This is a genomic window from Burkholderia contaminans, from assembly GCF_029633825.1.
GTDB classification, from domain to species: domain Bacteria; phylum Pseudomonadota; class Gammaproteobacteria; order Burkholderiales; family Burkholderiaceae; genus Burkholderia; species Burkholderia contaminans.
The window spans coordinates 2,828,593-2,842,572 of sequence record NZ_CP090641.1; the positions used below are offsets into that span (position 1 = coordinate 2,828,593).

9 protein-coding genes are annotated in these 13,980 nt (G+C 66.4%); 4 read left to right on the forward strand and 5 right to left on the reverse strand.

The window, feature by feature from the left end; all coding sequences use genetic code 11:
- Positions 1–66 precede the first annotated feature (66 nt).
- Complete coding sequence (locus LXE91_RS30395; protein WP_039358331.1) at positions 67–1,257, forward strand: O-succinylhomoserine sulfhydrylase; 1,191 nt, start codon at positions 67–69, stop codon at positions 1,255–1,257.
- A 96-nt stretch (positions 1,258–1,353) separates the two neighbouring features.
- Here LXE91_RS30395 and LXE91_RS30400 read toward each other — a convergent pair whose 3' ends face one another.
- Genes LXE91_RS30400 through LXE91_RS30410 form a run of 3 tightly spaced genes read right to left on the reverse strand, consistent with a single transcriptional unit; the run spans position 1,354 to position 4,448 of the window.
- Positions 1,354–2,316: an NAD-dependent epimerase/dehydratase family protein gene (locus LXE91_RS30400; RefSeq protein ID WP_039358333.1), complete on the reverse strand. Its 963-nt coding sequence runs from the start codon at positions 2,314–2,316 to the stop codon at positions 1,354–1,356.
- On the reverse strand, positions 2,303–3,349 hold the full coding sequence (gene gmd / locus LXE91_RS30405; protein WP_039358336.1) for a GDP-mannose 4,6-dehydratase: 1,047 nt from the start codon (positions 3,347–3,349) through the stop codon (positions 2,303–2,305). The genes LXE91_RS30400 and gmd overlap by 14 nt, the downstream gene beginning before the upstream one ends.
- A gap of 34 nt (positions 3,350–3,383) precedes the next feature.
- Positions 3,384–4,448 (reverse strand): acyltransferase family protein, encoded by a 1,065-nt coding sequence (locus LXE91_RS30410; protein ID WP_039358339.1) that lies wholly within the window; start codon positions 4,446–4,448, stop codon positions 3,384–3,386.
- A gap of 499 nt (positions 4,449–4,947) precedes the next feature.
- Between LXE91_RS30410 and LXE91_RS30415 the strand changes: the two genes are divergently transcribed.
- Together LXE91_RS30415 and LXE91_RS30420 are read left to right on the forward strand one after the other, a co-directional pair.
- Positions 4,948–7,140 (forward strand): NHL repeat-containing protein, encoded by a 2,193-nt coding sequence (locus LXE91_RS30415; RefSeq protein ID WP_039358341.1) that lies wholly within the window; start codon positions 4,948–4,950, stop codon positions 7,138–7,140.
- A gap of 26 nt (positions 7,141–7,166) precedes the next feature.
- Complete coding sequence (locus LXE91_RS30420; protein WP_039358344.1) at positions 7,167–8,633, forward strand: oligosaccharide flippase family protein; 1,467 nt, start codon at positions 7,167–7,169, stop codon at positions 8,631–8,633.
- A gap of 13 nt (positions 8,634–8,646) precedes the next feature.
- Here LXE91_RS30420 and LXE91_RS30425 read toward each other — a convergent pair whose 3' ends face one another.
- Positions 8,647–9,699, reverse strand: a complete 1,053-nt coding sequence (locus LXE91_RS30425; protein WP_039358366.1) for an RNA-guided endonuclease InsQ/TnpB family protein — start codon at positions 9,697–9,699, stop codon at positions 8,647–8,649.
- An 89-nt stretch (positions 9,700–9,788) separates the two neighbouring features.
- On the opposite strand from LXE91_RS30425, the gene LXE91_RS30430 reads away from it, so the two are divergent.
- Positions 9,789–12,254, forward strand: a complete 2,466-nt coding sequence (locus LXE91_RS30430; RefSeq protein ID WP_039358346.1) for a glycosyltransferase family 4 protein — start codon at positions 9,789–9,791, stop codon at positions 12,252–12,254.
- A gap of 370 nt (positions 12,255–12,624) precedes the next feature.
- Here the strand turns inward: LXE91_RS30430 and LXE91_RS30435 are convergent, their stop codons facing one another.
- Complete coding sequence (locus LXE91_RS30435) at positions 12,625–13,800, reverse strand: acyltransferase family protein (RefSeq protein WP_039358348.1); 1,176 nt, start codon at positions 13,798–13,800, stop codon at positions 12,625–12,627.
- Positions 13,801–13,980: the final 180 nt, after the last annotated feature.

Consider the following 13,980-nt stretch of genomic DNA (forward strand, 5'->3'; position numbering starts at 1 on the left):
TTGTTTTGGCCTGGTTTTGACTGGGTTCGCGCCATGCGCGCGGCCATCGAATACGGAAAACGGAACATGGACGACTCCCTCAACTTCGACACGCTTGCCGTGCGCGCGGGCACGCTGCGCAGCGACTTCAACGAGCACTCGGAAGCGCTGTTCCTCACGTCGAGCTTCTGCTTCCAGAGCGCGGCCGATGCGGCCGAGCGCTTCGCGAATTCGGAAGACTACTTCACCTATTCGCGCTTCACGAACCCGACCGTCACCATGTTCCAGGAGCGTCTCGCGGCGCTCGAGGGCGGCGAAGCCTGCATCGCGACGGCGTCGGGCATGGCCGCGATCATGTCGGTCGTGATGGCCGCGCTGCAAGCCGGCGACCACCTCGTCAGCTCGCGCAGCCTGTTCGGCTCGACGCTCGGGATGTTCTCGCAGATCTTCAGCAAGTTCGGGATCACGACGACCTTCGTCGACCCGACCGACCTGAACGCATGGAAGGAAGCCGTGCGCCCGGAAACGAAGATGTTCTTCCTCGAGACGCCGTCGAATCCGCTGACCGAACTCGCCGACATCGAGGCGATCGGCAAGATCGCGAAGGCATCGAACGCGCTGTTCGTCGTCGACAACTGTTTCTGCAGCCCGGTGCTGCAGCAGCCGCTCAAGCTCGGCGCGGATGTCGTGATGCACTCGGCGACGAAATTCCTCGACGGCCAGGGCCGCGTGCTCGGCGGCGCACTGGTCGGCTCGAAGGAATTCATCATGGGCAAGGTGTTCCCGTTCGTGCGCAGCGCGGGCCCGACGCTGTCGGCGTTCAACGCGTGGGTGCTGCTGAAGGGGATGGAGACGCTGTCGCTGCGCGTCGAGAAGCAGTCGGCAAACGCGCTGGAGATCGCGCGCTGGCTCGATTCGCATCCGGCCGTCGCGCGCGTGTTTCACCCGGGCCTCGAGTCGCACCCGCAGCACGAACTCGCGAAGCGTCAGCAGAAGGCGGGCGGGTCGATCCTGTCGTTCGAGCTGAAGGGCGACACGCCCGAGCAGCAGCGCGCGAATGCATGGCGCGTGATCGACAACACGAAGCTGATCTCGATCACCGGCAACCTCGGCGACACGCGGTCGACCATTACCCATCCGGCGACGACCACGCACGCCCGCATCACGCCCGAAGCGCGCGCGGCAGCAGGGATCAGCGAAGGGCTGATCCGGTTGTCGGTCGGCCTCGAAGACGCGGGCGACCTGCGCAAGGATCTCGCGCGCGGCCTCGAAGGCTGAGCGCGGCGACCGTTTTCAAGGTCGACATGACGACGGGCCGCTCGACAGAGCGGCCCGTTTTTCTTTTCAGGCTGGCGATGAACGCGCGCGCCTGCTTCAGCCGGCGTGCCCGTGCGGCGTGTCGCGCATCGCCTCCATCATCCATCGCAGCGTTTCGTCGAGCGGCGTGACGGGCAGCTCGCCCACCACGCGCCGCAGCTTGTCGCGCGACCCGCTCAGGCTCTTCACCTCGTTGTGCCGCACGAAACGCGGATCGATCGTCACGTCGATCACGTAACCGGCGATGCGCGACAGCATCGCGAGCACTTCCTTCAGCGAATATGCGCGCTCCGAGCAGACGTTGAACGTCTCGCCGGCCGGCGCGGCCTCGACCAGCTTCAGGTACGCGGCCGTCACGTCGCGCACGTCGGAGAAGTCGCGGCTCACGTCGAGATTGCCGAGCGAGATGCGCGGTGCGCTGCGCGCGTAGTGTGCGACGAGCTTCGGCAGCAGGTATGCATCGCTCTGGCCGACGCCCGTGTAGTTGAACGGCCGCGCGATCACGATCGGCAACCGGTCGGCCCACAGCTTCGCCGCGTATTCCATCGCGAGCTTGCTGACCGCGTAGTCGTTCGCCGGGGCCGGGCCGACGGTTTCGTCGAGTACGCCGGCCGTCGAATTGCCGTAGATATTCGCGCTGCTGGCGAGCAGCACGGCCGACGGGCGGCGGTCGAGGCCCGCGAGCGCGGCCAGCAGGTTGCGCGTGCCGACGATGTTGACCGCGTAAGTCTGCGACGGCTCGTCCTGCGCGACGTGCGCGCGGGCCGCGAGATGCACGACCGCAGCGGGCCGCGCGTCGGCAGCCGCTGCACGCATCGCATCCGCATCGAGCAGGTCGACGGGCAGCAGCGTGCAGTTCGCGAATACCGGGTCGTCGGACGGCGACGAACCGGGCGCGACCGTGCCCCAGACATCATAGCCGGCCGCCTGCAGGCGTTCGGCCATGTAGCGGCCGGTGAAGCCCGTCAGGCCCGTGACGAATGCACGGCGCGACGGGTGTCCGGCTTCAGAACGTGTCATGGTGTTGATTCCGCGTCAAATCCGCCTCGACCATCATCTGGCAAAGTTGTTCGAGCGTCGTTTTCGGTTCCCAGCCGAGCTTGGCTTTGGCCTTGTCGGCGCAGCCGATCAGCAGGTCGACCTCGGCAGGGCGGTAGAACTTCGGATTCACTTCCACGAGCACGTTGCCGGTCGACGCGTCGAGGCCGCGTTCCTGTTCACCCTTGCCGCTCCATTCGATCTGATAGCCGGCCGCCGCAAATGCCATCCGCACGAAGTCGCGCACGGTTTCGGTCCGGTTGGTTGCCAGGACATAGGTATCGGGTTCGTCGGCCTGCAGCATGCGCCACATGCCTTCGACGTACTCGAGCGCAAAGCCCCAGTCGCGCTTCGCATCGAGGTTACCGAGCTCGAGGCGGGTCGCCTTGCCGAGCTTGATCTTCGCGATGGTGTCGGTGATCTTGCGCGTGACGAACTCGCGGCCGCGCAGCGGCGATTCGTGGTTGAACAGGATGCCGCTGCTGCCGAACAGGCCGTACGACTCGCGGTAGTTCACCGTCATCCAGTGCGCGTAAAGCTTCGCGACGCCGTACGGGCTGCGCGGATAGAACGAGGTCGCTTCCGTTTGCGGAATCGACTGCACCTTGCCGAACATCTCGGACGTCGATGCCTGGTAGAAGCGCGTCTTCGGGCTCACGACGCGGATCGCCTCGAGCAGGTTCAGCGGACCCAGGCCCGTCACTTCGGCGGTCGTCGCCGGCTGGTCGAACGACACGCCGACGAAGCTCTGCGCGGCGAGGTTGTACAGCTCGTCGGGCTGCGTGCGTTCGAGCAGGCGCAGGCTCGAGCCGGCGTCGGTCAGGTCGTGCTCGACGAGCGTGAGGTTCGGGTGCGTGTCGACGCCGAGCTCGGCGATGCGCCAGAAATTCACCGAGCTGGTACGGCGGTAGGTGCCGGTGACCTCGTAGCCCTTGTCGAGCAGCAGCTTGGTCAGGTAGGCGCCGTCTTGCCCCGAGATCCCGGTGATGATGGCCTTCTTGCGAGTTTGGCTCATGACGTTGTCCTGGTAGAAACGATGGAGATGAAATTCAGGCGGTCGTGCCGGCCGCGGCCGGCAGCGCGCGGCGTGCGGGGCCGCGCGTCAGGCGCCGTTCGAAGCCGTACCAGCTCAGGGTCGCGTACGCGAGCGTGATCGCGAGCGCCAGCGCGGCCGTGACGAAGCGGTTCAGGTGCAGCGGCCACAGCGCGTACAGCACGCTGAGGTGGATCAGGTACACGGTGTAGCTGACGGTGCCCACGTAGACGAGCATCGGGTTCGTCAGCACGCGCTGCACGAGGCCGCGGCCGCGCAGGGCGATCACGACGATCGACGTGCACAGCAGCAGCGAGATGCTGTAGAGCGCCGCATTCGACAGCGGCGTGTTCGCGGCGCGAAAGCGCGGGAACGACAGGTGCAGCCAGCCGAGGATCGCGAGCGATACGAGCGCGCCGACGATCGCGAGCGGATAGAACGGCTCGAGCGCGCGCCGGTCGCGGCGCAGCACGATGGCGAGCAGCGCGCCGGCGGCGAGCAGGTCCATGCGGAACGGCGTCAGGTAGTAGATCGGCCAGAACGAGTCGAACCACGGCGTCGCGATCGCGCGCAGCACGGGGGCCGCGACGATCAGCGCGGCGGCGACCCACAGCAGCGCGCGCTCCGAGCACCACAGCACGACGAACGGCCAGAAGATGTAGAACTGCTCCTCGACCGCGAGCGACCACAGCACGTTCAGGCTGTCATGGCCGATGCTGCCGAGCGACAGCCCGATGTTGGTCGAGAAGAACGCGAACCACGGCCAGTGCGGCAGCCAGCCCGCGCCGAACAGGATCGTCGACACCACCAGCAAGAGCACGTACGGCGGCAGGATGCGCCGCACGCGGCGCGCGTAGAAGTGGCTGAAGTACGACTGCCCGCGTGCCTTGCGATCGAGCAGGATGCCGGTGATCAGCAGCCCGCTCAGCACGAAGAACAGGTCGACGCCCATCCAGAGCGGCGCCTTCAGCGCGTGCTGCAGGAACACGGCGCCCACCGCGATCGCGCGCAGCCCGTCGAGCTGCACGATGCGGCCGTGTTGCGGCGGGGTGAGATCCGCGGGTCGCGAGATGCCCGTCATCGAGCCGCTCCTTCGCGACGCGCGGCGTGAGCCGGCGCGTGTCGCACATCCGATGCGTAAACGTGAACGTAATGCATGCCATTAAATGAAATATCGAATCGAAATCGATTCTAGGGAAAAGAAATCGGCAAAAAAACGCGCGTCATTTATCTGACGCCAAACATTCGAATGGCGATTGTTTCTGTCGCGGGATGAAAGGTCGACGCCCGGACGGCCCCGTCAGGCGGTGGAAGGCGGCATTTTCTACGGAATGGGAAACGAAAGGCGGTCGTTATTGCCGCTTTCGGGCGCCTTTTTGACTTTGTTCCGGTTCGATATTTCAGGCGGAAACATCCCCAAATATTTCCAAATTTCTTGTGATTATTTTTGCTTGTAACCTGCATCGCGACGTTTGAAACCCATTTGGCGACAGGGTGCGCCGGCGGCAGTCCTTGCGGCGGCCCGGTCGCTGTTGCATCAAGTCTGGAGAAGCGTATTGCGACGTCTGATTCTGGTAGGCATGACGGTATGCGCGACGCTGCTGACGAGCGCCGCACCGGCCGAAACCGTGTTGCCCGCGACCACGTCGTGGATCGGCAATACGTTCGGCTATGGCGACGGCAGCTGGACGCAGATCGACATCCGCGCGATCGCGGTGACGCCTGAAGGCAAGGTGTATACGAATGCGCCGTGGGACGAGAGCGGGGCCGAAGCCAGCGTCTACCAGGACGGGAAGATGCTCGGCTTCGCCGGCGGCACGCACGGCTGGGGCAACCTCGGCGGCAGCGCGATCGCCGTGAACAGCAAGTACGCATACGTCGCGATCGGTGTCGGCAACGAGCGCGGCCACCTGCAGTCGCCCGGCATCTGGCCGGACAAGGGCAAGCAGTGGTTCGGCATCTCGCGCCGCACGATCGGCGACCTGAAGCAGCCCGCGCCGTTCCGCGCGGCGCCGCAGGTCGCGCCGGGCGGGCGCGCGGACCCCGGCCGCGCGCGGATGGCCGCGAGCTTCATGGTGATGAACGAGGTGGCGGCGCCCGCGCGCTCGGAGGTGGGCGAGCAGAAGGCGGAAGTCGGCGGCCTCGCGGCCGACGACAAGACGCTGTTCGCGACGAATCCGTCGCGCGATGCGGTGGACGTGTACGACGCGGAGACGATGCAGCAGAAGGGCACGTGGAGCGCGCACGAGCCGGGCCGCATCGCGCTCGCGGGCGACGGCACGCTGTGGCTGCTCACGGATACGCTCAACGGGCCCGCGCATCTCGTGCACGTGCGTGCGGACGGCCGCAAGCTCGACGACGCGCCCGCGCTGCCGGAAGGCACCGACGCGGTGGACGTGGCCGTCGACGCGAAAGGGCGCGTGCTCGTCGCGGACAACGGGCCGCGCCAGCAGATCCTGATCTTCTCGAAAGGCGGCAAGGGCTATGCGCAGTCGGGCACGCTCGGCGAGCGCGGCGGCATCTTCGCGGGCCCGGTGCCGGGCCGGCCGGGGCCGCAGCGTTTCAACGGGCTGACGGGCGTCGGCGTCGACCGCGCGGGCAACATCTATGTGTCGATGAACGGCATCGGGCCGCGCCACGACACGATCGGCGCAGGGCTCGGCGCGGTGCTCGAAAGCTACACGCCGGACGGCAAGCAGCGCTGGCAGGTGCAGGGGCTCCTGTTCGTCGATGGCGCGTGGCTCGACCCGGCGCGGCCGAACAGCGTGTACACGGGCAACAAGCGCTTCGAGCTCGACCTGTCGAAGCCGCCGGGCCAGGACTGGAAATACGTCGGCTTCCTGTCGAACCGCTTCAAGTATCCGGACGATCCCGTGTTCCACACGGACCAGTATCCCGGCATGCCGTTCGCACGGCGCCTCGACGGCCGCACGTTCCTGTACCTGACCGACATGTACGCCGATCACCTGAAGATCTACCGCTTCGACGCGAAGCGCGACGGCGAGGTCGCGATTCCGTCCGGCCTGATCGCGGGCCGTGCGCGACCGGTCGACAAGGTGCCGAACAAGCCGCCGGGCGGCGACTGGCTGTGGCGCGACGCGAACGGCAACGGCCGGATCGATGCCGACGAGGCCGAGATCAACACGACGGCCAAGGCGAGGGCGGGCGGCTGGGGCTGGTGGGTCGACACGAAAGGCGACATCTGGCGCACCAGCGACGTGCGCGGGATCCACCGCTTCCAGTACGGCGGCATCGACAAGGCCGGCAACCCGATCTACTCGTACGACAAGGTCACGACCTATCCGATGCCGCAGCCGTTCACGCAGCTGCGCCGTGCGATCTACGAGCCGCAGACCGACACGCTGTACGTGACCGGCTACACGGCCGACGCACCGCCGCAGCCGGGCATCAACAAGGAAGTGGGGCGCGTGCTGATCCGCTTCGACAAGTGGTCGACGGGCTCGCCGGTCGTGCGCTATCAGGTCGCGCTGCCGTGGCAGCTCGACGCGAAGCCGATCTTCGACCTGATCGGGCTCACGGCCGAGGGCCGCTACCTGTTCGGGGTGGAGCCGGTCGGCAAGATCCACGTGTACGACAAGGAAACCGGCAAGGAAGTGGGCGTGATGAGCCCGGGCGCCGAGGTCGGCAAGGCATCCGGCTGGGTCGACGTGCCGTTCGGCATCAGCGCGTTCCGGCGCGAGAACGGCGAGTACCTCGTGTTCGTCGAGGAAGACGCACGCGGCAAGGTGCTGATGTATCGCTGGAAACCGTGACGGGCGACGTCACACAAGGCAGAAGCATGGACAAAGGCATACTCAAGAACGTTTCGATCAACTTCATCGGGCTGATCCTGCCGACCTTCGTGTCGCTGGTGACGGTGCCCGCCTATATCCACGCGCTCGGCGTCGAACGCTACGGCGTCGTCAGCCTCGTGTGGACGCTGATCGGCTATTTCGGGATCCTCGATCTCGGGATGAGCATGGCCGCGCAGAACCATATCTCGAAGGCGCTCGCGAGCGGCAATGCCGACGAGAGCGCGCGCGTGTTCTGGAGCGCGTTCTGGCTGAATCTCGGCACCGGCATCGTCGGCGGGCTGCTGATCTATTTCGGCGCGTTCGTCTACACCGCGTACTTCACGAAGGTGTCGGCGGCGATGCAGCACGAGGTGTATCTCGCGCTGCCGTGGCTCGCGCTCGCGATTCCGCTGGCGAACGTGTCGTGGGTATTCGCCGGCGCGATCAACGGCGCCGAACGGTTCGGCGTGTTCAATACGAACCAGACGATTGGCACGTTCCTGTTCCAGCTGCTGCCGCTCGGCGCCGCGTGGTGGATCGCGCCGAACCTGCAGACGGTGCTCGCCGCGGCGGTCGTCGCGCGGCTGGTCGCGGCGGTGATGCTCGGCCACGCCAGCATCAAGGTGCTCGGAATCCGGCGCATCGATCCGCCGCAGTGGGGCACCGCGAAAGGGCTGTTCAACTTCGGCGGCTGGATGCTGATCGCGAGCACGACGAGCATGATCGCCGACACGCTCGACCGCGTGATGCTCGGCGCCGGGATGGGCGCGAAGTTCGTCACTTACTACACGGTGCCGCAGAACCTCGTCACGCGCCTGAACATGCTGCCGAACGCGCTCGTGCGCACGCTGTTCCCGCGCCTGTCGGCCGTGGGCCGCGACCATGCGGACACGCTCGCGCGCCAGTCGCTCGAATTCCTGAACGGCGTGTTCACGCCGGTCGGCATCGTCGCGATCTTCGCGCTCGCGCCGTTCCTCACGCTGTGGGTCGGCGCGGATCTCGCCGCGCATTCGGCGCCGGTCGGCCGCGTGCTGGTGATCAGCGTGTGGCTCGTCGGCCAGGCGAGCGTCACGCGAATCCTGATCCAGTCGCAGGTCAACCCGGCCCGCGCGGCGTTCGCCGGGCTCGTCGAGATGCCGTTCTTCGTCGGCGGCCTGTGGTTCGGCATTCATCACTTCGGGCTGATCGGCGCGGCGGTCGTGGTCGCGGCGCGCGCGCTCGTCGACTACGGCGTGCTGTTGTACCTGTCGGCGATCCGGATGCGCGCGATCGTGCTCGACATGCTCGCGCACCTCGCCTTCCTGCTCGCGAGCCTGTTTCTCGCGCAGGCGTGGCCGGGGCTCGTCGAGTCGATCGGCATGTGCGCGGTCGTGCTGGTGCTGAACGTCGCGTGGTCGCTCACGATGACGCCGGGGCTGCGTGCGCTCGTGCGCGACCTGTTTGTCCGTCTCAATGCGAGGAGAACCGCTTGACGTCCTCCCCCGACTAACGGCGGGAGATTCCCACACCTGGCGATGCACGTCCGCATCGGAGAATGTTCAAAGCAGCGTTGGTATCACGATCATGCAAGACACCACAGTCACTACAGGCCCACTCTCTTATTCGCAGTCCCGCGATACCTTTCGGCCGCGTCGTGCTGTCTTTCGATCCGCACGCCGAACAGGACTGGGTAGAACCGCTTTCGTCGACTTCCTCGAACGTGGCTCCGTGCGCGATCGCCTTGTAGCGGAGCTTGTTTCGGAAGGACGACCAGGACGCGTCGTAGACGCTGTTCGCCATCCTGGTTCTGGCGAGCTTGGCAGCCGACACGTTGCCGACCGCGATGTAATCGAAACGCCGCACCAGATCGAGCGCGAGCTTGTTCTGGAAATCGGCACGGGCATTCGCGACCTTGGCGTGCAGCTTCGCGATATGCCGTTTGTGTTTTCGCGCCCGTTGCGCTTTCGCGAGCTTCTCGGCCGCGCGTCGACCGAACCGATCGTTAGGCAGCTTCTCGCCGGTCGAAAGTGTGACGAAGTCTTTCAGTCCGAGATCGATACCGACGCCGGACCGGATCGGGCGAGCCTGAACATCGGGCATGTCGACCACGATGTTGAGAAACCAGTTGCCGCGCGCATCCTGCGCAAAGTTGGTCCCGTCCTTGATCTTGCCTTCGGGAAGCGCCCGGCTGTTGAACACGCGAAACGTGTTGCCAGCGAAACGGAACGCGTCACCCTCACGCTTCAGGTCACGGCCCTTCAGCGGCACCCAGCCCAGCGATTTCTTGCCGCGATAACGCAGGTAAGGCCGACGGTGTTGGCTGCGCGACTTCGCGTATTGCTCGCACGTTGCGTTGACGGTGCCCGAGTGGATGCCGAGTTCCTTGCTGCTACCGGTCGTCAACACGTTCAGGTCGAAACCCGTCGGCCACTTCTTGCGCCACTTGAGCGCGTGCTTTTGCGTGTCGTTGCAGAAGTTCCAGACGTAGTTCACCGCATGGCTTTGCTTGTTAAGCAGTCCGTTGAGCGACTTAACCCGGTAGCGATAGACAAGGATCATGCCGGCCATCCTAGCCTGCAGACCAAGCTGGCTGTCAAGGACACACCTGTCCTCCCCGCCGTCAATGGCACCGTTTCTTGGAGCGACTGATGAATCGCGATCTGGCGGAACACGCCGTGTTGAATCTCGCCACCGCCGATGCGGCCGTGGCCGAAGTGGGCGATGCCGCCGCGCTGCGCCGGTCCGTGCCGGCCGAACGTGCCGGCGCGCGCCATGCATCGCGCGCGCTGCGTGTGGCGATCGTCCACGACTGGCTCGTCACCTATGCGGGCGCCGAGCGCGTGCTTGAGCAGATCGTCGCGTGCTTTCCCGACGCGGACCTGTTCAGCCTCGTCGACTTCCTCGACGATCGCGCGTTCGTGCGCGGCAAGCCGGTGACGACGTCGTTCATCCAGAAGCTGCCGTTCGCGCGCACCAAGTACCGCAGCTACCTGCCGCTGATGCCGCTCGCGATCGAGCAACTCGACGTGTCCGAGTACGACCTGGTGATCTCGAGCAGCCACGCGGTCGCGAAGGGCGTGCTGACGGGGCCGGACCAGGTGCACATCAGCTACGTGCATTCGCCGATCCGCTATGCATGGGATCTCCAGCACCAGTACCTGGAACAGTCGAACCTCACGCATGGGCCTAAATCGCTGCTCGCGCGGATGATCCTGCATTACATCCGCAACTGGGACACGCGCACCGCGAACGCGGTGGACGGTTTCGTCGCGAACTCCGCGTTCATCGCCCGGCGTATCAAGAAGGTCTACCATCGCGACGCGGCGGTGATCTTCCCGCCGGTCGACGTCGACGCGTTTTCGCTGAACGCGGAGAAGGAGGATTTCTACCTGACCGCGTCGCGGATGGTGCCGTACAAGAAGATCGACCTGATCGTCGAGGCGTTTTCGCGCACGCCGGAGCGCAAGCTCGTCGTGATCGGCGATGGCCCCGAGATGCAGAAGATCCGCGCGAAGGCCGGCCCGAACGTCGAGATCATGGGCTACCAGCCGTTCGCAGTGCTGCACGACCGGATGCGGCGCGCGAAGGCGTTCGTGTTCGCGGCCGAGGAGGATTTCGGGATCTCGGTGGTCGAGGCGCAGGCGTGCGGCACGCCGGTGATCGCGTACGGCAAGGGCGGCGCGCTCGAAACCGTGCTCGACCCGCAATCGGACCTGAATCCGACCGGGCTCTTTTTCGACGAACAGACGCCGCACGCGATCGTCGCGGCGGTCGACGATTTCGAGCGTGCGCCGCAGCGCTTCACGCCGACTGCCTGCCGCACGAATGCGGAGCGGTTTTCCGCCGATACGTTCCGGCGGCGCTTTCTCGACTATGTGGAAGCCGCGTTGCCCGGCTCGACCGCGCAGCGTGGTACGGCCATCGCGCCGATGCCGGTCGCGCGCGGCCCGGCGACGCTCGTGCTCGACCAGAGTGGCGTGCTCGGCGGCGCCGAGCTGTCGCTGCTCGAGATCATGAAGCACATGCGTGCGAACGCCGACGTACTGCTGTTCGACGACGGCCCGTTCCGCGCGGCGCTCGACGAGATCGGCGCGCGCGTCGACGTGGTCGACCAGGGGGCGCTCGCGGGCGTGCGCAAGCAGGGCGGCGTGTCGCTGGGCGCGGTGAAGCAGCTCGTGCGGCTGGTGCGCGATGTCGCGCGCCGCGCACGCCGTGCCGAAGTGATCTATGCGAACACGCAGCGCGCGATGGTGGTCGCCGCGCTGGCCGGGCGGCTCGCGCGCAAGCCGGTGGTGTGGCACCTGCGCGACATCGTCAGCACCGACCATTTCGGCAGCAAGCAGTTGCTGGCGATCAAGTATTGCTCACGGCTCGGCGTCACGCGCGTGATCGCGAATTCCGACGCATCCGCGCAGGCGTTCCGCACGCTGACGGGCTTCACGCCGCAGCACGTCGACGTCGTGTTCAACGGCATTTCGGCCGAGCCGTTCGATGCGCTGGAAGGTGTCAGCCAGGCCGCGCTGCGCACGCGCCTCGGGTTGCCCGAAAACGCGTGGCTCGTCGGTTCGTTCAGCCGGCTCGCGCGCTGGAAGGGGCAGCACGTGCTGCTGGAAGCCGCCGTGCGGCATCCCGACATGCACGTGGTGCTGGTCGGCGCGCCACTGTTCGGCGAGGACGAATACGCGGCGCAGCTGCACGAATACGTCGCGCGGCACGGGATGGACGAGCGCGTGCATTTCCTCGGGTTCCAGCGCGACGTGGCGGCCTGCATGACGGCGGTCGACGTCGTCGCGCACACGTCGATCACGCCGGAGCCGTTCGGGCGCGTGATCGTCGAGGGGATGCTCGCGCGCCGGCCGGTCGTCGCGGCTCGCGCGGGCGGCGTCGTCGAGATCATCGAGGACGGCGACAACGGGCTGCTCTGCGCGCCGGGCGATGCGGCCGCGCTGGCCGATGCGCTGGATACGCTGAAGCGCGACGGCGCGCTGCGCGAGCGGCTCGTCGCGAGCGGGCGCGCGACGGCGGTGCGCCGGTTCGGCACCGAAACCTACGTGGAGCGGGTCGAGAAAATTCTCGCGGATACGGCGAAGGCCGCGAAGGCGAAGAAGCGGTAAGCGGCGCAAGCCGGCGGGAAGCGAGCCCTCATGCGGCGGTGTGCTGCGTGGGGGCTTTGTTTTTCAGCGCCGGGGGCCTTTTGCCGGGCGGGTGGTGGGCAGGTTGTCGTGCGTTGTGCGGGACGTGTGCTTGGCCGGTCGTCGATTGGGAGGGAATAGTTGGCGAGGCGAGAAGGTGACGCCAGAAGGTCGCGCCCAGGCGGTCCCCGGTGAAAGTCGGTCGAGGGCGGCTCAGGCGGGCCGTAGCGCGGCCCGACACCGGCAGGCTACCCACGGATGCCAACCCGGCATGCCTGGCGCGCTCAGGCCATGAAAAAGCCCCCGCGCAGCGTACCGCCTCGCGAGGGCTCAGGAAAGCCTGCCGGTCCGGTCAAACGGCCCGTTCGGGCGCCGGCGTAACGACCCGAGCAGGGCGAGCGGGCTTGAAGCTGGCCGACCACGTCATCGCGGGCCGTTCGAACATCCGGTAGAACACATACGCGACCGGGATCGCGATGGCCATGAACGCGAACGACGGCCAGATCGACAGCTGCAGCTCGGAATGGAACAGCACCGAGCCGAGGCAGACGAACAGCGGCAGGTGGATCAGGTACAGCGAGTAGCTGAAGTCGCCGAACCAGCTCAGCACGCGCAGCGGCGGCGTCGGGCGCGGCGGACGGGCGAGCGCGCGGTACAGGAAGCACGCGAAGCCGGCCGACCACAGCTGGAATGCGCCGTACTGGCCGAAATGGAACGCGCCGCAGCCGGCGGCCAGCAACACGGCGGCCGCGCCGTACCACGCGCGTGACGGCACGGTGGCCGCGCCGCGTGCCGGCTGTGCGCGCACGTCGGCGATCCACGCGCCGATCGTCCAGGACAGCCAGTACGACGTGAAGAACTGCAGGTCGTGCCGTTCGAGCAGCCACGCCGACGCGACGTTGACGAGCGCAACCGCGGCCACGACCGCCGGCATGCCGATGCGCCGGCGGACCGCGAACAGCAGCGGGTAGATCGCATAGAACTGCACTTCGAGCGACAGCGTCCACAGTGCGCCGTTCGACCCGTACGTGTAGCCGGCGACGCCCTGCAGCGAGAACAGGTTCACGAGGAACGCGACGAGGCCGACGTCGCGGATCTTGTGGCTGACGGGCTCGATCTGCAGGCTGACCGAGTCGAGTGCGAGCGTAAACAGCAGCGCGGCGAGCAGCACCGGGTAGATGCGCGCGAACCGGCGCACCCAGAAGTTCGGCGCGTCGAGCCGGTACGCGGGATCGGCCGTGAGCTTGAGGGCCGCGTTGCGATGGATGCAGTAGCCGCTGATCACGAAGAAGATCGGCACGCCGGCGGAGCCCCACGCGAACGGGAAGGTCAGGTAGCCGGCGATCGCGCTCGGGGTGAGCGCGTGGCCGTAAGCCTGATGGAAGCTCTGCATGCCGACCCAGACGACCTGGCGGCAGTGGAAATAGGCGACGAGCAGCGCCGCGAAGCCGCGCATCGCGTCGATTACGTGTTCCTTGTGATCGGCGACGGGCGGCGCGGTCAGAGACGATCCGCTGAAAGCTTGCATGCGATTCGATTCCTTGCGACGGATGGGCGGGAAGTTTCATCCAATCGTAATGCGCAAGAATTCGATCAATGAATAAAAAAATCTCGCCGGGAAATATCGGAATTCCACATCATGGTTTTATCGCGTTCGGAAAGCGGTTCCGCGAGGCGGGTCAATTATTTACCGATTTTTTTCTGATAG